At 60.6% G+C, this 23,315-nt stretch carries 13 protein-coding genes; all 13 read right to left on the reverse strand.

What is annotated here, in order from left to right:
- Positions 1-150: 150 nt before the first annotated feature.
- The 13 genes from LPW26_RS11245 to LPW26_RS11305 all read right to left on the reverse strand — a co-directional run bounded on the left by LPW26_RS11245 (position 151) and on the right by LPW26_RS11305 (position 23,250).
- Positions 151-2,085, reverse strand: coding sequence for a tetratricopeptide repeat protein (locus tag LPW26_RS11245; RefSeq protein ID WP_238735207.1), 1,935 nt, complete (start codon positions 2,083-2,085; stop codon positions 151-153).
- Between the two features lie 110 nt (positions 2,086-2,195).
- Positions 2,196-3,551 carry an HlyD family type I secretion periplasmic adaptor subunit gene (locus LPW26_RS11250; protein ID WP_238735208.1) on the reverse strand — a complete coding sequence of 452 codons (1,356 nt, stop codon included), beginning with the start codon at positions 3,549-3,551 and terminating at the stop codon, positions 2,196-2,198.
- Positions 3,541-5,787, reverse strand: a complete 2,247-nt coding sequence (locus LPW26_RS11255) for a peptidase domain-containing ABC transporter (protein WP_238735209.1) — start codon at positions 5,785-5,787, stop codon at positions 3,541-3,543. The genes LPW26_RS11250 and LPW26_RS11255 overlap by 11 nt, the downstream gene beginning before the upstream one ends.
- A 278-nt stretch (positions 5,788-6,065) precedes the next feature.
- Complete coding sequence (locus LPW26_RS11260) at positions 6,066-6,722, reverse strand: class I SAM-dependent methyltransferase (protein WP_238735210.1); 657 nt, start codon at positions 6,720-6,722, stop codon at positions 6,066-6,068.
- A 363-nt stretch (positions 6,723-7,085) separates the two neighbouring features.
- Positions 7,086-10,094 carry a class I SAM-dependent methyltransferase gene (locus LPW26_RS11265; protein ID WP_238735211.1) on the reverse strand — a complete coding sequence of 1,003 codons (3,009 nt, stop codon included), beginning with the start codon at positions 10,092-10,094 and terminating at the stop codon, positions 7,086-7,088.
- Positions 10,095-10,390: 296 nt separating this feature from the next.
- Positions 10,391-11,599, reverse strand: coding sequence for a glycosyltransferase (locus tag LPW26_RS11270; protein ID WP_238735212.1), 1,209 nt, complete (start codon positions 11,597-11,599; stop codon positions 10,391-10,393).
- A 40-nt stretch (positions 11,600-11,639) separates the two neighbouring features.
- On the reverse strand, positions 11,640-13,976 hold the full coding sequence (locus LPW26_RS11275) for a glycosyltransferase family 2 protein (protein ID WP_238735213.1): 2,337 nt from the start codon (positions 13,974-13,976) through the stop codon (positions 11,640-11,642).
- Entirely contained in the window at positions 13,966-16,518 is a 2,553-nt protein-coding gene (locus tag LPW26_RS11280) for a glycosyltransferase (protein WP_238735214.1), read from the reverse strand. Before LPW26_RS11280 ends, LPW26_RS11275 begins: the two co-directional genes overlap by 11 nt.
- 142 nt (positions 16,519-16,660) lie before the next feature.
- Positions 16,661-17,785, reverse strand: a complete 1,125-nt coding sequence (locus LPW26_RS11285) for a calcium-binding protein (RefSeq protein ID WP_238735215.1) — start codon at positions 17,783-17,785, stop codon at positions 16,661-16,663.
- A gap of 33 nt (positions 17,786-17,818) precedes the next feature.
- A complete protein-coding gene (locus tag LPW26_RS11290; RefSeq protein WP_238735216.1) occupies positions 17,819-18,733 on the reverse strand; it encodes a hypothetical protein in 915 nt (304 codons plus the stop codon).
- 842 nt (positions 18,734-19,575) lie between these two features.
- Positions 19,576-21,255 (reverse strand): thiamine pyrophosphate-binding protein, encoded by a 1,680-nt coding sequence (locus LPW26_RS11295; protein WP_238735217.1) that lies wholly within the window; start codon positions 21,253-21,255, stop codon positions 19,576-19,578.
- Between the two features lie 46 nt (positions 21,256-21,301).
- Positions 21,302-22,804: a tripartite tricarboxylate transporter permease gene (locus LPW26_RS11300; RefSeq protein WP_238735218.1), complete on the reverse strand. Its 1,503-nt coding sequence runs from the start codon at positions 22,802-22,804 to the stop codon at positions 21,302-21,304.
- Positions 22,801-23,250 carry a tripartite tricarboxylate transporter TctB family protein gene (locus LPW26_RS11305; protein WP_238735219.1) on the reverse strand — a complete coding sequence of 150 codons (450 nt, stop codon included), beginning with the start codon at positions 23,248-23,250 and terminating at the stop codon, positions 22,801-22,803. The genes LPW26_RS11300 and LPW26_RS11305 overlap by 4 nt, the downstream gene beginning before the upstream one ends.
- Positions 23,251-23,315: the final 65 nt, after the last annotated feature.

The raw sequence follows: 23,315 nt of genomic DNA on the forward strand, positions 1-23,315 counted from the left end.
GTGTTTCGGCTCCACCTGGCGCGCCAGCATTGCGCCGCCGATCAGCGGCCGACGCCGAGCCCCCATCGACTGGTCGAGCGGTCGCGGTCGGATCATGCATCGCGGTCGGCATGACGGGCTGTCAGCAAACCTGACGTTCGGCCCGCCCCGTCATTGTGGCTTGCCTTCCGAAGGAGCCCGCTGACTGCCTCCCTGCAGATCCCGCAATCGCTTGCGCGCGATCTCATTGCCTGCGTTGGCGGCCAGCTGATACAGGCTCAAGACGTCGCCTGGAATGTCTTTCGTGCCGCGTCGCGCGACTTCGGCGTCGGCCAGCGCGACTTGCGCCTGAGGAAGTTTCGAGTCGGCCGCCTTCTTGAGCCAGACCAACGCGCCACTCGGGTCCGCGGAGCAGCCCACGCCCTTTTGCATCATCACCGCAACGTTGTACTGGGCGATAGCGTGGCCAAGCTTCGCGGCTTGTTCGTAGTAAGCCAAACCTTTGTCAACTTCCGCTTTTCCGTCTTCACGGCGACAGAACAGCACCCCAAGCTGAAAAAATGCCGAGGCCTTGACTTGTCCCGCCCCCTCGCTGGCCGCTCGCTGGAGGGCGACCTCTGCGGCTCTGGAATCGAAGACTTCGGTGCCTTCGCTCATCAGGCATATGCCCTTGGCGAGGAAGCCTTCCGGATGCCCGAGTTCTCCCGCTTCACCGTACAGCCGCAGCGCTCTCGTGATATCGGCAGCCGCCGCTGCATCTTTGGTCAGCAGTTGCGCAAGCCGCAATTTCGCCGGGCCGTTCGAGCCTTCGGCCAGTCGTTCGAGAAGATCGCGCGCTCTTGCTTCTTTGCCCCCAAGTACCAGGACATCGACCACGGCAAGAACAGATTTCGAATCGCCAGCGGCGGCCGCCTTCTCGAGCCACTTCGCGGCCTCGTCGCCGTCGACAGGCACGCCGTTGCCCGTGAAATAGAGGCGACCGAGTTCAAGCTGGGCCTGCCCGATCCCTGCCTCAGCTGCGCGGCGGAGCCAGTGGATGGCTCGCTGCAAGTCCGGTTCGACGCCTCGGCCATTCAGAAGAATCAGCCCGATCTGGTGAGCTGCCGCCGCATGTCCACCCTCGGCCGCCTTTTCAAACCACTTCGCCGCTAAACGCTGGCTCGGAGGCACACCCGTCCCGTTCGCGTAGAAGCGGCCAAGGACGAACTGTGAGTTAACATTCCCTTTTTCCGCCGCCAGTGAATACCACTCTGCGGCCTCGGTCAGGTTTGGCTCGGCCCCAAACCCCCGAGAGTAGAGCTCGCCGAGCTTGATCATCGACGGAAGATGCCCGCGACGTCCAGCCTTTCGAAGGCAAGTCTCTGCTTTGTTGATGGACTTGGAGACCCCGGCGCCCTCGATATGCATCTCGGCAAGACTAAACAGCGCATTCACGTCAGCGTGGCGGGCCGCCTCCTGGAAATACTTCCCGGCAGCAACGAGATCTCTCTCGACACCCTCACCGTTCATGTGGAGATATCCGAGCGCCGTATGGCCGCGGACATGACCTTCCGAAGCCGCTTTCTTGTACCACTCCGACGCAACGGCAACGTCTTTCTCAACCCCAAGGCCCTGATAATAGATGTCTCCTAGGCCGAACGCGGCATTGGCCGATGCTTGTTCCGCCGCCTTCGTGTACCAGAGCCGCGCCGCATCGAGGTCTACGTCGCAGCCACGCCCAGCTCGCAACAAATCTCCCAACATGGCCTGCGCGTCACGCAGGCCGGCGGCTGCGGCCTTTTCAATCCAGGCGAACCCCGCTTCCGGCGCTTTGTCGAGGGTCACGCCAGCGGGGAAAACCGTCGTCATCGCAGAGGACTTGCTCCAGCGAAGGCTGTCATCCCGAGACGTTGCAGGGATCCAAGGATCGGATCCATGCAGCATGATCTTCCCCAACTGGAACTGAGACGCGACATCGCCAACACGAGCAGCCTTCTCGTACCAAATCACTGCATCCGGGATTGATCGAGCGACGCCTTTGCCGTCGAAATAGAGCTTGGCGATCAGAGCAGTTGCCTCGACCGAGCCCTTCGCGGCAGCGTCTCGCCACGCATAAAAGGCCTCCAAAGGCTCTCCTCGTCCAAACGCGGCGTGTCCGCGCTGGACAAGAGTCTCCGGACTGAGCAACCGTGCACGCGCGCGCGCGACTCGATCTTGCAATCGTCGAACCGACCCCTTCATTGCGGCTCGCGCATCGCCTGACCGAGCCCCTTCATCATATCGCCGATTACATACATGGCGACTGATCGAGTGCCCACATTGATGTCGGCTGTCAGCGTCATCCCGGGAATAAGCTTGAAGTTCGAAGGTACGTTTCTGAAATTCGTCGCATCGACGGAACAACGCGCCTTGTAGTAGGCGTCGACGGGCTGGCCGTTGTCGTCAGTTGTAAAGGCGCCTCCACTGATCCAGCGGACCTTGCCTTGGGCCGTACCATGCTCAGCGAAATTGAACGCCTCGATCTTCATGGTGCAACTGTCGCCAGGCCTGACAAAGCCGATATCGCGAGAGACAATTCTGATTTCTGCGTCCAGCTTCGTGCGTAGCGGCATCAAGGTGATCAGCGCATCGCCTTGCTTCAGCACGGAACCGACCGACAACTTTGCTAAAGTGAGCACCACCGACGCCTCGTCGGCAGTCAATCTCACAAGGTCTTGGTTCCGGAGCGCTTTATCGTAAGAAGCATTCGCCGCATCGAGCAGACTCTGGGTATTGACGAGATCCTCGCTCAGCTTACTCCGCCATTGTTCGATAAAGGCGCGTCGATCAGCCTCGATCGACTTGAGCTGGTTTTCAGACTCGATCAAGCTGTTATGGGTGAAATCGATCTGCCGCTGGATTTCTATACGTGCGTCTTGCGAGAGGTAGAGGTTCAATTTCGAGCCACTGCCGCTCTCCGCCAGTGACGACCGCATATCCTCGATCTTTTTCAGCACGTCATCGCGTTGAGTGTATCGCTGATCCTCATTCCGCAACTTGTTGATCGTGGCCTGCATTTGCGCGATCTTCGAATCGAAACTCGCGACCTGCGCGGCATACTGCGCGTTACGTTGGTCATAAAGAGCTCTTTGAACCGAGGCATAGGCCGCGAACTCCGGATCCTTCTGATGCGGAAACTCGAGCGGCGCACCGCTCAGTTCGGCCTTGTCCCGGATGAGTTGCGCCTGCAAGCTCGCGACCTGCTTCTTGAACTGAAGCAGGTCGGCTGAGGTGAAGGTCGAGTCCAGCGTCGCGAGGAGTTGCCCACCTTCGACCTCTTCGCCCTCTCTCACATTAATCGACTTGATGATCGAGGGATTCAGGGCCTGCACAACGCTGATCGATTGATCCACCGGAACGATTTTGCCGCCGGCGCTCGATACGACCCGATCCAGCGACGTCAAAAACAATATCGCGATCGTCGCGACCAAAAGCGAGAACAGGACCCACAAGGTCGCGCGGGCAAGCAAGGGCTCCGGCGCTTCTCGGATGGCGTCCGTCTCGGACTGAAACTGCCGGACCGTGACGGCGGCAGCGGATCGGCTACGAGACAAGTGACGGCCCTCCGCTGTTGCTGCGCGCGCGCGCTGGCGCGACGATGGCGTGACTATTCTGCTGGTGCCAAAGACCGGAGTAGATATCGTTTCGCATCAGCAGTTCGTCGTGACGCCCAATGTCGTCGATCGAACCACGATTGAGCACGAGAATTGCGTCCGCCTTGATCAGGGACGATAGACGGTGCGAGATGATGATCATCGTCCGCCCACTCGCGATCCGTGAAATGTTCGCGTTCACGATTGCCTCACTCTCGGCGTCGAGCGCGCTGGTCGCCTCATCCAGAATCAGGATCGGGGGATCCACGATGAGCGCCCGTGCGATGGCAATGCGTTGGCGCTGGCCACCGGACAGGTTCGGCGATCCCTCGTAGATGTGGGTTTCGTATCCGCGCGGCAGCTTGTCGATGAACTCCTCAGCGCCGGCAAGCCGCGCAGCTCTCACAACTTCATCAAAGCTGGCATCTGCCTTTGCGGCAGCGATATTGTCGCGGATGCTGCCGGTGAACAGAAAATTCTCTTGAAGAACGACGCCGACGTTCCGACGGAGATGGTCGACATCGTACTCGCGTACATCCACGCCATCGATCTTGATCAAACCGCCATAATCGGAATGCAGGCGCTGGATCAATCGGGTGATCGTGGTCTTACCAGACCCGCTCTTTCCCATGACCCCTAAAGTCGTTCCGAACGGAACCTCGAAAGAGACACCATTCAAAGCCGGTGAAACCGCCCCCTTATACTTGAAGACGACATTGGAAAATTCCACGTGTCCGCGCAACGGCGTGCGGACACCATGGCCTGAGCGCCCCTCTTCGGGCGGCTGATTGACCAATTTGGACACGATGTTGATAGCAAATTGCGCTTCATCGAACTGATTGACGAGCTGAGCCATCTGCATCAACGGCGAAGCCACCCGTTGGGCCAGCATCAAGAAGGCGAACAATGCTCCGACATACCACGTGTCGGTCGTCGTAATCGCGAGATAGACTCCCACAGCAAACGACCCGCTGACCGCCAGTCGCTCCAGCGGTCGAACCACCGCCTGGATGGAGACCGCCGCCAGTCCCTCGGCGAGCCTTGCTCGCGCGACGCGGGCAACATGCACGTCCCACATATGCTTCTGACGCGAGTCGAGGGCGAGAGACTTTACCGTCCGGATGCCGTTGAGGCTCTGCACCATGAAGGCGCCTTGAGCACCTTCCGCCGCCATCACCGCAGCGGAATGCTTGCGATAGAACGGCAGCATCACGAGCAACCAAACCACAATAAGCCCGGCGATCCCCAACACAATGAACGTCAACAGGGGACTAAAGAAGAACATCACCGGAATGAAGAACAACAGCGTCGTCGAGTCGAGAATCGTCCCGAACAGTTGACCGATTAAGAACGTGCGGATGCGGAAGATCTCCCGCATGTCGCGGGCGACCAGACCGACCTGCGTTCGCTCGAAGAAATCGATCGGGAGGCTCAGCACCTTCTCGAAGATATAGGTCGATAGCTTGACATCTATACGAGCCGTCAATTGGTGGACCAGGAATTGACGAAGTACGAAGAACAGAGTTTCGAACAGGATCGCGACCGCCATCGCAATGCAGAGAACCGCGAACGTATTAAAGGCGTGGTAGAAGATAACCTTGTCCATCAGCAGCCGCCAGAACATGATCGGCGCCAGGGCAAGAAAGCCGAGAGCAAACGCTGCAATGGCTACATCCCGAACGATCCGCCGCTCGCGGAACACCAAGGCCGTGATCATCCCCAGGCTGAACGGCTGGCTCTCGTCGGAGATCTCATAGTCTCGCTTGGCGAGCACAACCTCACCAGTCCAGACCTGTTCCAGCCGTATCCGGTCGATGACCAGCACCGAGTCATCATCGCGGGCTGGATCCTGCAGTACGACGCGAGGATTATTTTCGTCTCCCTCCAGGCGGAGCAGCACCATTTTGGTGCCGTCCTTCAGCGACACGATCAGGGGAAACGTCTTCTCCGCGCCTTGCAGATCGTACCAATCGAGCTTGACGGCCTTGGACCGCATGCCCGAATTTTCGGCGCAACGAACGATCTGCGCCGCAGAGACTTCGCCGCCGTCGAGTACATTGTCGTGTACCAGTTGGGAAACAGTGAGATGGAGGCCGTGGTGCTTGGCGACGATCACCAACGCCTTCAGGCCGGTCACGGGCTGCTCGTCCTCCGCACCGAGGCCTTCGTTTCGATCGAGCTCAATCGAATTGGTCATCCGAACGTTTCCTCGTCACCGCGAGCAGCCGAAAAAGCTTCATCGAAACAGAAGATTATCATGTCGTACCGTATCAGATTGCAGCGACCTCGGGAATGCCCTTGATAGGACCAGCCTGTGACGGGCGCGCAGGGCGTTGCCTAACAGGCAAAAGATGCGCGCCACCTCGAGCAATGGTCCGCAGAGCATCACCTACCACTCGGACGGGCTCGCCGGCCGCCACAGCCGACCGAACTAGCCGTTGCCGGAGTTCAACTCCAACTGCGCTTGCCTTGAAATCATCGCCGGGCAGTCACAGAATCCTCAAACTCTCGACTGGTCGTCAGCGAGCCGCCCTCGAAGTCGAACTTGAGGGGAGCAAGCTCTCTGGTGATGGCTTCGGAGTCGGCCTCCGGCATCAGCGCCAGGGCCCGAAGCTCGAACTGTGCGGCCCGAACAAGAATCTTATCGAACCCTGCCATCCGGAGCAGATTGCCGAGACGCTTTGCCGTAAAGCCAGTCCGATGCGCCATGGCCAGCCGGCCGTTCTCAATGGCCCGGGAGTGACCGTACAACATATCCAACGGACGAATTGGGCCCGATGGTGAGTTGTACGCAACCGCCGTCATCCCCTTCTCGACGATGAACTTCGCCACTGCACTCAGATCTGGACACAGAATGATTGCAAACCCGGTTGGCCGCAGAATGTGATGGAAATGGCTCAGGGCCGGGAACACCTCGTGGGCGTAGAGATGCTCCAACACATGCGACGACCAGACTCCGTCAAAGGAATTCTCACCGAAGAAGGATGACAGATCCGAGATCGATCCTTGAACGTCCGGCTTCACCTCGGGATCGATATCGAAGCGAACCTCTTCCCAACGGTTGTCGATGGTGATCGGACTAAGCCTTTGGGCTGTTCCGGGACCAGATCCGACGTTCAGAATCTTCTTCATTTCAATTCTCACCTGGACGAAGCGTGTGGCGCGAAACAGAGCTGCGCCTTGCCGCTGCAATTTCCGACGGTTCGAGGCCGTGCTGATTGGATTCTCGGTTCCGCAGGTCGAACTATGATCGAGACGCCCCTGTTAAACAACCGCCGACAAACAGCTGCCGACAAATGGCGCGTCCGGTCGCGTCGCAGCGGCGAGGAATCTTATGAGGCCTCCATCGTCGCGTCTCTTACTTCACCCTCTGCAACCAGATCCGCTGCACATCCATGAGGCAGATGCGCGCGCGGCCGTCCTTCCCGCTCGCGGACCTCTCAGACCGCAACAAGCCAGTCTGCCGACGCCATCACGGCGACCAGTTTCAGCCGACTACTGAGCGATTCTCAGCCAAGAATGCCGTTTTTCCAACTCTGCCACGACGAGAGCTTTGTTCTTTGCCACATCGGTCTGCGTCTTCAGCATCGACTGACCATGGACCCGGTATCGAGCCAGAACTTCCGGGACCGCGACGCCAATCAACCCGAGCTCGACCAGCTTGCACCAGAAGTCATAATCTTCCCAGCCATACTGAATGTGCTCGTACCCACCGACACCACACCAGGCAGCCTTGCGCACCAATGCCATCGCATCGATAAAGTTGCCCCCGACGAAGCGCTCGGCGAGGAATGGGCCTTGATTGAAGACGCCTTCGCTCTCACCGAACTTCGCGATCTCGGGGAACGCAAAGGCCCCGCGTGAGTGCCTCAACTTCTCCAAACACTTGGTCGCGCAGTCCGGCATCAATTCATTGTCGGCATCGAGCGGCAACACGAAGGTCGTCTCTGAATTCGCAAAGCCGACGTTCCGGGATCTCGCAAGCCCGGAATTCTCGCCGTTCTCGATCAGAAGGGCTCTGTTGAAACGCTTGGCGTTCCGTTCCAGCCAGCTTGCGGCGACGGCTTGGGACTCGTCGGTCGATCGATCATCCACGACGACGAGATCGATGAGCTCGAGGCTCTGGCCGGCGACCGACTCGAGCGCCTCCTCGATATATCGGGCGTAGTTGTACAGTGGAATGACCACCGTAACCTCGGCCTCCTTCAGCGCATCGCGCTTGAACAGAATCCTATGGTCAGGAATTTCCGGCAACCGCGTGGCCATCTCGTCACGCAGCCGAATTGCGTGAGCAGGTCGCGACTGCTGTTTCAGATCCGCTCGATCCAGAATTTCGCTGACCAGCTCGATCCGTCGCTCAGGACCGTACTTCCACAGCGAGTCATGAAGTGCATCGCGCGCTATCGTGGTGCGCAGCGCCTCATCGTCGAGCAGCCGTGAGAGCTTGGCATACCACTCGTCCTCATTGGCAGCCAGGAAACCGGTGACACCTTCGCGGATGGCAGACGCATACACGTTGGTCGGACTCGCCACCGTCGGCACAGAGACCAAAGCGGCCTCGAAATATTTCAGTTCGCTCTTCGCTTCACAGAACGTGTTGCCGGCCTCGAGCGGCACGATGTTGATATCGAAGCGCGCAATCTCCTCGGGCAAATCCGCGAGGCCGACGGCCTCCCTCCACTCGATCTTATCCGCCAGCCCGGAAAGCTCCGGAAACTCGTCGAGCCGAACGATCGGATCTCGATTGACGCAGAACAAGACCAACCTGACGTTGTCGCGCTCCTGGAGAATCCGCCTCAGAGCCCCGACCGCGATCCCGAAGTCCCGCTGATGAGTGCGCGTGCCTGCGGCGTAGCCGATTCGAAGCAAGCCATCGGCCTGACGCGATTTCCGCAAGCGAACGCTGCGACGAGATCGCTTCAGCGTGCCATCGTCGAACCCGTTCGGCAGCACAACGGCAGGTTTCTGATAGCGACGCATTCGCTCGGCCAAATAGGCCGTTGGAGCTACGCCGAAATCACATTGGAGGAACGCATCGCGCACTTCTCCGAAATGCGACGCGACGGAAGCTTCCGAAATCCCCTGGCTACGGATTCCATCGATCATTTCGACGCTGACAATTTCCGGCTCGATCATCAGATCGTCCACGTCGAACAAGATGCTCGCGTCACGCTCACGCGCCGCCGCTGCCGCCTTGCCGAGTTTGTCACTGGAACGCGCCCGCCAAACAAAAAGGACGTCACCCGGCGGGGTGTCGATCAGATCGGCCTCGTCGGTGACGATGGTGGTCTTGCAACCGAGCACCTCCGCAGCGCTCGCAAACCGCCCCACGCGATACATATGGCCCGGTGTCTCCGGCTCGCCCGAATACAGCACGATGTGGCGAGCGTCGGTGGACTTCGGCTTCCAGGAGGCGGTGATATTGCTGGCTTTCTGGAGCAGCAGCGGAGACCGCCGGCGCCGATGCCGAACCCAGGTGGCGGCTCTTCTCAGCGGCGCGGTCAGCCACCAGGAACTGCTGGAGAAGACTTCATGGATCCGAACAGCTTCCATGGCCAGCCGATTCTTCGTGTCCGCCAGCTCCGCGGCCTGCTTCGCCAAGCGCTGGGTCAGCTCGCTCTCGCGCTGGATCAGCTCGCTCTCGCGCTCGGTCGACTCACTCACCTGCGCCTGGAGCTGCTCCTGAAAGTCGCCCTCCAATCGCTGAATAGTCTCATGCTGCTCGGCGATGGTGAGTTCGAGTTTGTTCTTCTCTTGCTGGAAGGCGCTCCGCTCGGACTGCAACGCTTGGCGATCGTTGATGACGCTGCCGAGGTAGGAATACACGGATCGAATCAGATTTCGTTCCACCTCGTCGGCTTCCAGCAGCGCGCGCATGCCGTTGGGCTGATTCGGACCAACGGCGAGAACGCCCAATCCATGACCGTGAAAGAACTCGAACGACGGGTAGGCCGCCGTGATCTCTTCCCAGAATCGGAAGACGCCGAAGTCTCGTTCTCTGACGTTGGTGTCGTGAAAGAGCACGACGGCGCGATCGGAAAGCTTCGGCAACCAGGTTTCGAAGTCATGGCGAACGTCGTCGTAGAGGTGCCGCCCGTCGATATGCAACAGGTCGATGCTGCCATCGGCAAACTTGTCGGCGGCTTCATCGAAGGTCATTTGTAGCAACGTCGAGAAGCCACGATATTCGGAATCGTGGGTCTGCTTGAGGGCTTGGAGGACGTCATCTCCATAAAACCCCGCGTGGAAATCTCCCTGCCAGGTATCGACCGCGAAAGCCCTCGTGCCGAGATTGAGCCCCTTGATGGCTTGGCAGAAGGTCAGATAGGAGAAACCGTAGTCCGTTCCCAGTTCGACCACCAACCCCGGCGAAGTCGCTTCGACGACCCAAAACCCGAATGCTCCGTGCTCCAGCCAAGCAGAAACCGGCAGGTAGCTCGGCCGCCACGTCGAGGTCTGCGAAATGAACGCAGGTCGCGCATTGCGGGTTCGATCCAGATTCATTGATTGTCTTCCCTAGCGCGTAGAACACAGAACGGAACTGATGCAGCGGACGCGTGCCTCGGACTGGACCCCGGCTGCCGCGTGCCAGCCCGCTGCTCCTCCTGGGTTGCCCAAGTCCGGCCTTCGTCCAGCACCAGCTCCAAGATAACTCCAATGCACTGCTTCACCTCTCTCGTGTAGTCGTGCAACCCAAATCTCCCCGGTTCGGGCCCGAATGTCGGAGTTCCGAATCACAATCGCGCAATCCAAGCAAACCACAACTCAAGGTTGGTTTTCGTCGTTATTCCCAACACCGCTTAGCCCAGAAGGGTTTCGAATTGCGGCCAAGATCGAGTTTCGAAATCGAACCGATCGACCACGGTTTGACGTGCAGTTCTTCGAATCTTCTGGAACGCCTTGGGCTTCGCCAGCGCCTCGATCACGGTCTCCGCCAGTTGCACGGGATCACCAAACGGAACCAACAAGCCGTTATGGCGATCCTCGATCACTTCCTCGACTGGCGCGGTGCTCGACCCGATCACCAGGCATTCCGAAGCCATCGCCTCGAGCATCGACCACGAGAGTACGAACGGATAGGTGAGATAGATGTGCGCTGACGATATGCCCAACACGTTGAGATAATCTTCATACGAAACCCGCCCGAGGAAGTGCACCCGGTCCAGCGGCAACTGCTCCGTCACTTCGTCCAGATAGATATCTTTCCAGCGACGGCCATCCGGTGGCGGGGCGCCATATGACGTTCCATCGCCTCCGATGATCACCACCTGCGCTCCAGGGCGCTCGGACAGGATCTTCGGCAACGCCCTCATCAGGATATGATATCCGCGATAGGGCTCGAGATTGCGGGCCACGTAGGTGATGACCTCGTCCCGCGAGGTCAACGTTCTGCCGTCGGGAAGACGAAGTTCTGCAGCTCGATCCCGCCTGATCTTTGCGGTGTCGATGCCGTCGTGGATGACTTTGATCTTGGATTGAAACTCGTTCGGAAACAACGAACGTTGCCACTCGGTCGGTGCGATTCCAGCAGTCGAAGCCGCGAGCGAGATCAGGGTCGCGGCATTCTTCATGTCGAGCCCGACTCGATTCGGCAAACCGAAGCGTTCGCCTCCCTGGTCGAAGTTGAAGTCGTTGTCTGCCTGGTAGAAATATTCCGAATAGCAGTACAACCGGGCTTTCGGAAAAACCTCCTTCAACGGAAGGACTTCACCCCAACCAGGATGACCAAAGATCACATCCGGAACGAAGCCCTCATCACGCATGGCAACCGCCGCGTATAGAACGGCCTCGGCGCGCCGGCATTCGAGATCGAACCGACGAGCGAACGGATGCACCTCTGCAATGCCAGCCGACGAAATCGAATAGCGCTTCATCTTCAGGCCTGCGATCCCGCGGGCGCGCGTGGTTCCAATCCCGGCGAGAGAAAATCCGCCACGATCCCGCAATCGCTCGATCAGCCTGAGATATTGCCCAGGGAGATTGTTATGAACAAACAGCACGCTCGTCATTGTTCTATCGAATTCTCACGTCGTCAAAATCGTCGAGCGATCACGATGCGACAGCGATTTCCACCATCCTCGGATGATGAAGACGCCTCGGTTCGAGATTTCGCGGCGGACATGCCAGTGCGGTGAATGGCGTTTCATCCAGAGCCAGCAGTGGATTGTAATATGGATCGTCAGCCAGCGCGTCGATCCAACGATCACGCAGCCGTTGCAGCGACAGCTTGAACTGCGGTGTTTCTCCATCCACGGGTCCGCGCGATGCCGACTCGAGATGCAGCAGGCGTGCGTGCGGAGTTACCACGATCCGCTTTCCGAGTGCCCGCAGTTTGAGGCAGTAATCGACGTCGTTGTAGTCGATTGGAAAGAATGCCGAATCGAAGCCGCCGACGGCGAAATAGTCGGACGTTCGCGTCACCAGACAAGCCGCCGTGACGGCGCTGGTTTGTCGTGCAACCCTGAGCATATCAGAATAGCCGGGATCTCCGAAAAGCCTTTCGGTGCCGACGTGGACGGCGGACTGCTTAGGTCCCAAGACGATTCCGGCATGTTGCGTGACGCCGCTCGGCAACGACAGCAATGCGCCAACCGCCCCGACGTCGGGCTCGGCGAGCCGCCCGGTCATCTCATCCAGCCAGTCGTCATCCAGCGCAAGGATATCATTGTTCAACAGGCAAACCCGGTCGCAATCCAGTTGCCCGACGGCCCGGTTCATGATGTCGGCATAGTTGAAGTAGCCGGGAATACGGATCACCGAGACGCCGTCGGCCGCGATACGATCGAACAGGTTCAGGGTGTCCGCATCGGTCGTATCATTGTCGGCGACGACGATTTTGGCGCGGGCACGCCTCACGGCACCTCTGATACTCTTGAGACACTTCTCCAACAAACGCGCCTGATTGCGTGTCGGGATGACGATCGTGGTGGTGCCGTCCTCGGGACGACGTGACACCCGGACGGACGGAAACATGGATCCGCCCGCAGGTCGAAACTCGGCAGCTACTTTCCTCTCCGAGAAATGACGGACGGCGGCGGCTAGCAGCCTGGTTTCTTCCGCTTCTATGTCGAGCGGCGGCAGCACGCCAGCGCCGCCAGGCGCGTGAACCACGTTGGCCTGCGTCGGGCTGTTGGCGAGCGCAAGGAGCAGATCGTAAATGTTGGTCGCAGCGCCGCGGCGGAGCAGTTCGATTGCGCGCTGACGTGACGTGACAAACAGATGGGCGCAATAGCCTTGCTCGACCAGCCGCTCATAGTCGAAGGACGTGAACGCAATGAGCCGCGCGCAACCGTCCGACGCGGTGACGATCAAATCGGCGTACGCAAAGGCCGCGTCAGGGGCCTCACAATAGGCACTCACCAGGCGCTGCAGCGCGCCCGGCGCAAACTCGAGGCCCGATCTGACGAACACCACGCAGTCGGCTTCGGCTTCGCTGTCGAGGAAATCGACGAAATCGCCGGAGAACTCTCCTCGCTCATTCAGTGAAATGACCCCCGCGGTCCATTGATCGGCGGTCAGTCGCAGGCTTTCGAGCGTGTCCTCGCAATTGTCGTCGCCGACGATGGCGACGATCGGAGGGACCGCAGCTTTCGCGCTGCACTTGAACTGTTCGTCGAGAGCGGTGTGGATCTGCGGATAGGCCGAGAACGGAAGGGAGCGCGGAAACAGCCGCCGAAACTGTTCGGTGCGGAGGCGCTCCGCGCTGACGTCTGAAAACGTCGCGGTCAATTCCTCGAGCGTATCGCCATACGCGACGAACCTGAGTGGACTTCCCTTCAACTCATTCCCAGCGCCGTCGACGACCTGGAGCGTCCGCGCTCTTCCGTCCGCGAGGTGCTGAGGAAGGTGAAAGTCAAAGCGCGGAACGGCCGAACCCATTTCACGTCCAGACCCGAGATGTGCCCATTGCAGAGCGCGGGACTGGTGAACGATCTGGCCGTCAAGTCGTGCTGTTACAAGGTGGTCGGTCCCCCTGGAGCCGGCGAGCCAACCTGCGATCCTGAGCTCACCCAGCCACTTGACCTCGCCTCTGGCAGATTCTGAATCGAGCTCAGCACGCACAATCGGAATGGCCTGCCCCAGCGGGATCCCGGTATTCGCAATTCTCGCCTCCAGGAACTGGAAACGCCCGAGCGCCTCAGGGCCGAACTCGACCGAGAAACCGTAGCACCCATCGCCGGTGCCGGCCGCAACCAGTTCATCCGAGCGCATGGTGCAGCGAACCAGAGCCAGGGGCACGCCGTCACCCAGAACGTCGATCACATAGCGAAGTGCCAGGTCATCTTCATTCACCACATATCCGGCGAATGACGTGGGACCCGTCTGCGCAAAGCGGACCAGCAAGCCGGCCTTGGCTTCGTTGGCCTTGGCGCGGTCATGCAGCATCGACGGCCTCGCCGTTGACGCCCACAAACCACGAGGATAAGCGATCCGCCAACACGGCTGGCGGCTGCGATGGGTCCATCCGCAAGCTGCCCTGGGGCCGCACCGGGGTGAACGGCCACGCGAAGTAAGCAGTCGGCAGTCCGACGTCCCACGCGCGTTCGGCCTTACTCCATCCGAAAACTGGTCGTGGCAGATAGATCATGAGCTTCTCGAGCCGATAGATGTCAACCAGCGTCGCGATTTCATCAGCCTCCGTGGGACCAAGCACAAAGACATTCCCCAATGCCATCAGGTAATCATCATTGAGCGTGCCGCCCAGGACGAACAATTGAAGGTCCTTGACGCGGCTTGATCGCCGAGCCAGTTCCGCGAACGACTGGAAGGCGGATGGACATCGCTCGTCCAGAACGACCCCGCATCCGATTGTCCGGCTTTCCGAGAAGATCGCGCGAAATTTTCCTGCAGGAGTCCGATTCGGCTCAGCGACGATTCTGTTCGCACCAATCCGTTTCGACGTCAGGAACGCGCGCGCCTCTTCGTTCGGCGCGATGTAGCGTCCGACCCGAGAGGAAGACGAGACGGAGCCTCGTGACACCTTGCTCTTACGAGCGCGCGTTACTTTCTCAGATCCTTCGAGGCATCCTCGCAAGTCGAACGAAGCCGCGTCCGCCATGAAGACGTCTGACGGCTTCCGCAACTGCTTCAATCGATCGACCACGTCGATCATCAGGCTCGATGATCCGGCAAACTCGAACTGCGCAATTTTGAGTTCTGCGATGTACTCCGTCAACCTGTCGGCTTCTTCGGCGGAGCTGATGCTGAACTGGAGCGACCGATACCCCTGTTGTACGTAGCGGAACGTCGCGGATCGGTGCTGGGTCGACAGCAGACAGACCAGAACCGTCGCGCCACTCTGCTGCAAGTTCTGCGCACGCTCCATCGCAACTTCGCCGACGAGGTCATCCGGAGCGAGTAGAAATCGATCGAACCTGATCGTCTTGATCATCTCCTTTTCGATCCTTCCGCGCGCGTCGCGGAGCGGGTCACACTTGGTGAATGCGGTGCTTTCGTTGTTGTAGTCGGGAAATCTGACCTCCAGCTTCTTGAGGTTCCGCATCACCAAAGAACGCTTGTCCCCACCAAACGAGCGCGATCCCGCATGTCCGACATAGATCCAGGGCGCGCAGACGTTCCGAAAGCCGTTCTGGCGGGCGCGCAAACAGAATTCCACGTCCTCAAAATATCCGCGATCGTAAAGCTGCGGGATGCCTCCAACTGAATCGAGGCATCGCCGGGTGATGTAGAGACAAAATCCGATCCCATTGGGCAGGTCGACGAGCGTGTCGCGATTGGCTTTAGCGGCCCGATCGATGTCCGAAACCGCTTCGATGGATGGAAGGTCATTGACGCGGAAGGGTTCGGGAAAGCTGGTGTACTCACCATTATTCGAGAGCGGGGTCACCGTTCCGATATCGGGAGAGCAACGGCCTGCGCGCGCCAATTCGTCGATTGCGCCCGGGGGCAGCACAGTGTCCGCGTTCAGAACGAGAACGTCTCCGTGCGGGATGATCGACAGCGCCCGATTGACGGCTCCGGCAAAGCCAAGGTTGGTGTCGTTGTGCAAAACCGTGATGGCGGGGTCTGCAGCGTACAGCTGAAGCAACTGCTTGATCCGGTCGTCCGGCGTGGCATCGTCCACCAAGATCGCGACGATTCTCTTCGACGCCTGAAGCTGCGGACGGAGGCTGTCGAGACAATCCCGCGTCGCCTCGAAATCACTGTAGATCGGCACGACGATCGTCAGGTCCGCATCGTTCGTGGGACCGGCCGATTGCGGCCGAACAAGAGGACGCCTTTGCTCGGTGGGGTAGCTGCTCACGCGACAGAGCAAGGCATCTTCAGATTCGATCGAGAGATGAACAGGTCTTTCGTCGACGTGGAACGGAAGACGAAATTGTCCGAAGTGGTCGAAGATCCCGGCCCACGCGGGAGCCTGTTCCGCACAGACGGTCAGTCTCCGAACGTCGGAGCCATCGCGGACCTGGAGACTGATCGAGTCCTCACCGTCCCAGGTGACCCACCCGACGAATTCGTCTGCGATAGCCTGTCCGGACGCGACGATCTCTCGTCCTGCATCACGAAGTACGCGCAATGCGAGGCGCAACGTTCGTTGATTGTCAGGGCACAGTCGAACCAATTGTTCGGCGGCATGAACGCGTTTGGCCGCGTCGTCGCTCCAGCCGATCAAGCGGGAATTTGCGTGAAGATTTTCGGGATCCAGCTCGAGCGCACGATCGAGGGTCTCTGCAGCGATGTGCTGGAAGCCGAGGCGTGCCGAGAGGTCGGCCTTGAGGCAGAGCAGTTCGGCTCGCGCAACTCCGATTCGACGAATGCGATCGATCAGAAAATGCGCCAAGCGCAGGTCACCGTCCTCATAAGCACGGACGCCCAAGCGCTCGAGCTCTCGGCAATCGTCGAACGATCGATCGAACCTCAGAGGATTGTCAATCAACCAGCCCGCGGGTTCAGCGAGGAAAGCCATCTCGCACAGCCCTCATCCGCAAGGGATGCCCGATCTAACTGCACAGAACTCGAATTGCAGCGGAGCTGACCGCACGTTTGCACGACCTAACTAATGAGAGAGGCCCGCCATGGCGGGCCTCCGATTTCCAATAAGCCTAAGCTCAGGAGATGTTGTTGGTCTGATCCGAGAACTGGATCGTCTCGACGTTCGTGACCGTGAGGGTCGACCCGTTGGTGAAGGCAACCGTCGTGACACCATTGACCGTCGCGACCTGAGCAGAAGACTGCGCCGCGTTGATGAACAGCAGATCGTTGCCGGCACCGCCATCGATGGTGTCGGATCCATCACCAATGTTGTAGCCGATGACGTCATTTCCAGCGCCCGACGAGATGCTGTCGTTGCCGGTACCACCGAAGATGGTGTCATTGCCGTCGTCACCGATCAGCGTGTCGTCACCAACACCACCAATCAGATAATCGTCTCCAGAACCAGCGACCAGGCTGTCGTTGCCATCATCGCCGAACAGGGTGTCGTTGCCGTCCCCGCCGATCAACGTATCATTTCCCGTGCCACCGGCGAGCAAGTCGTTGCCGCTGTCGCCGATCAGGCTGTCATCACCGCTGCCGGCACCGATGGTATCATCACCCTCGCCGCCATCCATGGTGTCGTTGCCGGCGTCACCCCAGAGTTCATCGTTGCCTTCGCCGCCGATCAACGAATCGTCGCCGCTACCGCCGACGAGGATGTCGTTGCCCTCGCCACCATCGACGGTATCGCCGCCGTCATCGCCGAACAGAATATCATCGCCGGTGCCACCGATCAACGAGTCGTCACCCGATCCGCCCGCCAGCAGATCGTCGCCGATCCCGCCCAACAAGGTATCGTCACCAGCGCCGGCTCCGATCGTGTCGTTGCCGGCTCCGGCATTGACGTAGTCGTTCGTCGCGCCGCCGCCGCTGGTGAAAATGATGTCGTTGCCGGAGCCGGTCAGCACGACCTTCGGACCCACGCCGCTGATATCGACAGAGACGTTATCGGACGTATCGAAGGTGAGGCCGGTGATAGCAGCGGGTAAGCCGTTGAAAGTGCCGCCGTAGCTGAAGCTTGCAACGTTGACGTTCGAGCCAAGAGGCGGATTTTCGTCCAGCGTCGTCGTCGCCTGCTGATCACCCTCGGTGAAGACGCCTGCCTGGTTCAAGGCCGCATCGAGCGCACTTAACGTATCCGGGGGCAGCCCCGCATAGTCCTCGTTGAACTGCGTTTGATCAAGATTATATGTCGCCATAATTATCTCCAGCTTTTTGTACCAAGCAACTTACTAAGCATTGGGAGAAGATCGAAACACCCTCACCCGCGAACCTTGCGCCGACTTTATCGAGCGATCGTCAGCTAGCGATGACGACTTTATCAAGCCTTGATGATTGCCGTTGGCCCGCGCCGACCAAAGCGGCGTGATGGCGACGGACAGCCCAATCAAAGGCTCCCGCCCGGTCGGCCCCGACAACTGCACCGACGACCCGGACTTCTCGACGACCTGCGCCCCCAGGAACAGAGCACGTGCCGTGATCTCATAGTCGGCGTGCGGCTCGTCGAGTTCGACATCGAGCCCGACAAGAGCCAGCGCCCGACGCTTGGTTCCGGCGTATTCGCCCAGAGAAACGAAGTCGCGATTGAGATTTCTCGTACCGTCACGAGTTTTCTTCTCCTCGTACCTCACGCGGTAGCGAAGACGCGGACGCGAGCCGTCATCTTCAGGCACGAGAGCAATCCCCTCGATCCGAGCGGGACTTTCCGGCCCAGCGATCCACTGACCGGCCGCAACGGCGACGTCGCCCTTGCCCGCAACGTGGCAGAGCAGCTTCACGCCGGGAGCGGCACGCCGCTCCTCTTCACGCGCCTCAGCCGTAGACCACGACTGCGCACGCAAGCGCGGGAGGCTCGGCAGCTCGACGGGGGGGCTGGGCAAATCCTTGACCTGGAGCGGATCCAGCCCAAGCCGCTTTATTTCGACGGCGGCCTCGACAGACCCACCCTGAACCCGCGGATGAACAGTGATGGTGACCGCACCCTGAACCGCGGCGAAAATGACCACGCAATCCTTAACCTGCTGCAATTGCCCCAAAGGCCTGCCCGGGCAAGAGATCACCGAAAACCCGGGAGCCCCAGGATCCTCAGCCTCGACCACCACCATCGGGGGGTTCGACGCATCAGCGGCATGGACATAATCAGCCACGAAAAGTCCGGGCTGGACGAGAACTCGGCGAATTCGGGAGCTTACATCGTTCATGATCGCTCCCCGAGCAATTCCTTAAATTGTGTTCATATCTTCACTTACCCGTGTACCTGATGAGCGCTCTTTGGGCAACCGACAATTGCGAGTTCCGAGCGTTATCACAGTGTTACTGCATGTGCTCAACAGCACATATCCCTCCCCGCGCCTGCTCCAATTTTTCGGACTATCCCCGCGAATTACGGCGTCCCTCCCCCTCTCAGCGGTGGCCGCGAGAGGCGAGGCGGCTGTTGCCGGTGGCCATGAGGATCATCCAGCAGCGCGGCACGGTGACCGATCTGGGGCACCGCCGAAAATCTGGGCGCAGCAGCTCCCGGCCCTGGTGTTGCTGTGCAGCGCGACCGCCAAGTTGCGCCCGCCGTTATGGGCTCGATCACGCCAGGTAATTACTGCACTGTTCGTTAGCTGAAGACGTCCGGCTGGCTCGCCTCACGACCTGCCGATCGTCTTCACCGGAGTCGATCCTGCAACTGCGATGCAGCATGAGCTCCACGCTGGGCGGGGAGGTAATTGACGCGCAATCGGCCGACCGACGCCCGAAATCCCGCCCCCTGCGCCGGGGGCAGTCGGCACGCAGTCCGCCACGCGGATCCCGGAAAATTGCGACGTTCCGCCGCAGGCTGGGGCGTCGGATTGCAACGGAAGGTTTATGATCCTGCCCGTCCCGACGCCTGCCGATCTTGCTCCGCCGCTGGGCGGCAAAGACCGGTCATTTCCCGGAGCGATCGGCGTCGGAGGCTGCGCCGGTTGTGGGCGATTCGTCCGATGACCCTGCCCTCCGAGCGTCAGATCAGCCGGTCTGGCGTGAGCAGCCTGGGGTCCACATGCAATTCGATCACGGATGGACGTTCGGCCGCGATCGCCCGCTCGAGCGCTGGGGGAAATGCAGCATGGGTCTGGACCGCCTCAGCGTAGGCGCCGTAGCTCTGCGCCAGCGCAACGAAATCGGGATTGTTCAAGGCCGTTCCGCTGGGGCGCCCCGGAAACTGGTTCTCCTGATGCATCCGGATCGAGCCGTAGGTCACATTGTTGACGATGATGACGATGATCGGAAGCTGCTCGCGGAACGCCGTCGCAAATTCCTGAGATGCCATCATGAAGCAGCCGTCGCCCGCCAGACAGACGACCGTGCGATCCGGGTGCCTCAGCTTGGCCGCCAGCGCTGCCGGCAAGCCGTAGCCCATCGAGCCCGACTTCGGCGCGATCTGAGTGCCCAGTTGGCGGTAGCGGAAGTAGCGGTGCAGCCAGATCGTGTAGTTGCCGGCGCCATTGGTGACGATCGTGTCGGACGGCAATCGATCGCGCAGGTGCGAGATGATCTCCGCGAGATCCAACGGCGGACGATGCGGTCGGGCCTGCTGATAGGCGACGTACTCATCGCGCCCGGCGGCGCGCCACGCCGTCCAGGCGGCCGGACTCAACGGCGCGAGATCGGCGAGCCCCGCAATGAAAAGCGAGGCGTCGGCTTCGATCGCCAGCGACGGCGTATAGACCTTGCCAAGCTCACCGGCTTCCGGAAACACGTGGATCAAGGTGGGCTGCGGAGCGGGAAGATCGAACAATGAGTAGTGCTGAGTGGTGACATCGCCGAGCCGATCGCCGATGACCAGCACACAGTCGGCCTGCTTGACGCGATCGACCAACTTGCGGCTGCAGCCGAGGCTCAAATCGCCGAGATACTGCTCGCAGTCGTTGTCCAGCACGTCCTGCGAGCGGAAGCCGGCAACGACGGGCAGATCGTTGTCCATCACGAACCGGCGGAACGTCTCGGATGCTGCGTTGCTCCATCCAAGATTGCCGACGACGATCAGAGGGCGCTGCGCCTGCTGCAGCAGCGCCCGCACCTGCTGCATCTGAGCGGGAAACGGCGCAGTGCGGTCGATCTTGACGGGCGCGGCATCGGCGGCCGCGCTGAGTTCGCTCAATACGTCCTCAGGCAGCGACAGCGCCACCGGACCGGGGCGTCCCTGCATCGCGACGGCGAAAGCCTGCGCCACCATCTCGGAGATCTGCTCCGCCGATTCAACTTCGGCCACCCATTTTGTCATCCCGCCGAGCACGCCGGTGTAGTCGACTTCCTGGAACGCCTCGCGGCCCCGATAGGCCCGCGGCACCTGGCCGATCAGCAGCAGCAGCGGGGTGGAATCCTGCCACGCGGTGTGTACGCCGACCATCGCGTGCATCGCGCCGGGGCCTCGACTGACGATGCACACACCCGGGCGGCCGGTGAGCTTGCCGTCGGCTTCCGCCATGTGCGACGCCGTCGCCTCGTGCCGGCAGACGATGAAGCGTACCCCGGCGTCGGCGTCGGCCAGGGCATCGAACACCGGCAGCGCACTTTCGCCCGGCACCCCGAACATCCGATCGACGCCGTTGCTCCGCAGCGCCGCGACCAGGATTTCGCCGCCGCTCCGCAGACGCGCTCCGGTCGGCGACGCCGATCCGGCTGAAGGCTGGACATTCATGTTCGAATTCCCCGGATCGATACTTTGCAGCCAGCACCGCGATCGGTCATTCCTGGAACACTTCCTGGCGACGACGAACGATCTGCGGCATCAGCGTCGAGACCAGAAGCGCGACACTCGCCAGCAGCAGCACGCAACTGATCGGCCGCTCGAGGAACACCGCCGGATCGCCGTGCGAACTGATGAGGCTGCGACGGAAATTTTCCTCGACCTGCGGCCCCAGCACGAAGCCCATCAGCAGCGGCGCCGGCTCCGCTCTGAGTTTGAGCAGGACGTAACCCAGCAGCGTGAATCCGACCGTCAGATAGATGTCGAAGCTGGAATTGTTGACCGAATACACGCCGATCGCGCAGACCACGCAGATCACAAGAAACAGAACGCGATAAGGCACCGACAGCAGCCTAACCCAGATGCCGATCAGCGGCAGGTTGATGATCACCAGCATGGCGTTGCCGATGAACATGCTGGCGATCAGGCCCCAGAACAGGTCCGGCTGACGCGAGATGATCATCGGCCCCGGCGCGATGCCGTGCAATGTCAGCGCGCCGACCATCAGCGCCATGGTGGCGCTGGTGGGGATGCCCATCGTCAGCAGCGGCACGAACGAGGTCTGCGCGGCGGCGTTGTTGGCCGATTCCGGTCCGGCGACGCCCTCGATGGCGCCGTTGCCGAAACGGCTCGGATCCTTCGCGACTCGCTTCTCGAGCGCGTAGGACGAGAACGACGCCATCGTGGCTCCGGCGCCGGGAAGCAGGCCGCAGATCGATCCCAGCAGCGTACCGCGCGTCACCGCGCCCCAGGCGCCCCGCAGCACCTTGAACGACGGCCAGATGCTGGAGATTTGCGCCCGATCAGTCATTCGTGTCGAAGGCCCTTCGAGATTGGAGATCACCTCCGCCACGCCGAACAGGCCCATCACCAGCACGACGAAATTGATGCCGTCGGACAGCTCGATCAGCCCGAAGGTCATCCGCGCTTCGCCGGTGTTGACGTCCATGCCAACCATGCCGAGCAGAAGGCCAAGGAAGATCATGCACACGGCCCGGAACACCGACCCGTTCGCCAACACCACGGCCGCGACCAAGCCGAGCACCATCAGCGAGAAGTAGTCCGGCGACTCGAAGCGCTGAGCCAAGAGGGCCAACGGCGGTCCCATCAGGGCGATGACAAGCGTCCCGAAGCATCCGGCCACGAACGAACCGATCGCGGCGATCGCCAGCGCTTCGCCCGCACGGCCTTGCCGCGCCATCTTGTAGCCGTCGATCGCGGTCACCACCGAGGTCGATTCCCCCGGGATGTTGACCAGGATCGCCGTCGTCGAGCCGCCATATTGCGCACCGTAGTAGATGCCGGCCAGCATGATGATCGCCGAAATCGGATTGAGCGCAAAGGTCACCGGCAACAGCAACGAGATCGTCGCGACCGGCCCGAGGCCGGGCAGCACGCCGATCAACGTGCCGCACAGCGCGCCGCACAGGCAGTACAGCAGGTTTTCAGGCGTGGCGGCGACCGCGAAGCCGTGGCCCAGCAAGGCAAAGATGTCGATCATGGCCAGACGCTGACTGGAATCTGGAGGACCCACACGAACAGCACTGAACTCGCCGCCGCGCATCCGACGGCGGTCACCGCGGTCTGCAGCAGCGTCGTTTCGCGCGACGCCAGCGCGGCGAGGCCGACTTGCGCCAGAACCGCCACGACCATGCCGGCCCGCTCCAGCAGCGCGCCGAATGCTGCGAACGAGATGAGGATGAAGAACAGGGGCCGCAGATGAAAGTGCTGCACCGGCACGCCTCCGATCAGCACGCCCTTGAGGATCAGGATCAGCCCCATCCCGAGCAGCGCCACCGCCAGCCCGAAGGGGAAATAACCGGGGCCCATCTCCAACACAGTCCCGACTTCCAGCGTCCGGATGTAGCTGAGCGCCACGATCGCAACCACCGCCAGCAGTGCTCCGGTGCAGACGTCCTCGTTGACGCTTTGTCCGACCGATTTCATTGAGTCATTCCGTTGATTGCGGGACGTTGATCGCGGACGGGCGATGCCGCGTACTATGGGGTCGG

This window comes from Rhodopseudomonas infernalis (assembly GCF_022271405.1).
Lineage (GTDB): Bacteria > Pseudomonadota > Alphaproteobacteria > Rhizobiales > Xanthobacteraceae > Rhodopseudomonas > Rhodopseudomonas infernalis.

Excerpts from the sequence above, each read along its gene's own strand:
- LPW26_RS11255 (WP_238735209.1), bottom strand. The coding sequence starts at position 5,787 with ATGACCAATTCGATTGAGCTCGATCGAAACGAAGGCCTCGGTGCGGAG.
- LPW26_RS11260 (WP_238735210.1), bottom strand. The coding sequence starts at position 6,722 with ATGAAGAAGATTCTGAACGTCGGATCTGGTCCCGGAACAGCCCAAAGG.
- LPW26_RS11265 (WP_238735211.1), bottom strand. The coding sequence starts at position 10,094 with ATGAATCTGGATCGAACCCGCAATGCGCGACCTGCGTTCATTTCGCAG.
- LPW26_RS11270 (WP_238735212.1), bottom strand. The coding sequence starts at position 11,599 with ATGACGAGCGTGCTGTTTGTTCATAACAATCTCCCTGGGCAATATCTC.
- LPW26_RS11275 (WP_238735213.1), bottom strand. The coding sequence starts at position 13,976 with ATGCTGCATGACCGCGCCAAGGCCAACGAAGCCAAGGCCGGCTTGCTG.
- LPW26_RS11280 (WP_238735214.1), bottom strand. The coding sequence starts at position 16,518 with ATGGCTTTCCTCGCTGAACCCGCGGGCTGGTTGATTGACAATCCTCTG.
- LPW26_RS11285 (WP_238735215.1), bottom strand. The coding sequence starts at position 17,785 with ATGGCGACATATAATCTTGATCAAACGCAGTTCAACGAGGACTATGCG.
- LPW26_RS11295 (WP_238735217.1), bottom strand. The coding sequence starts at position 21,255 with ATGAATGTCCAGCCTTCAGCCGGATCGGCGTCGCCGACCGGAGCGCGT.
- LPW26_RS11300 (WP_238735218.1), bottom strand. The coding sequence starts at position 22,804 with ATGATCGACATCTTTGCCTTGCTGGGCCACGGCTTCGCGGTCGCCGCC.
- LPW26_RS11305 (WP_238735219.1), bottom strand. The coding sequence starts at position 23,250 with ATGAAATCGGTCGGACAAAGCGTCAACGAGGACGTCTGCACCGGAGCA.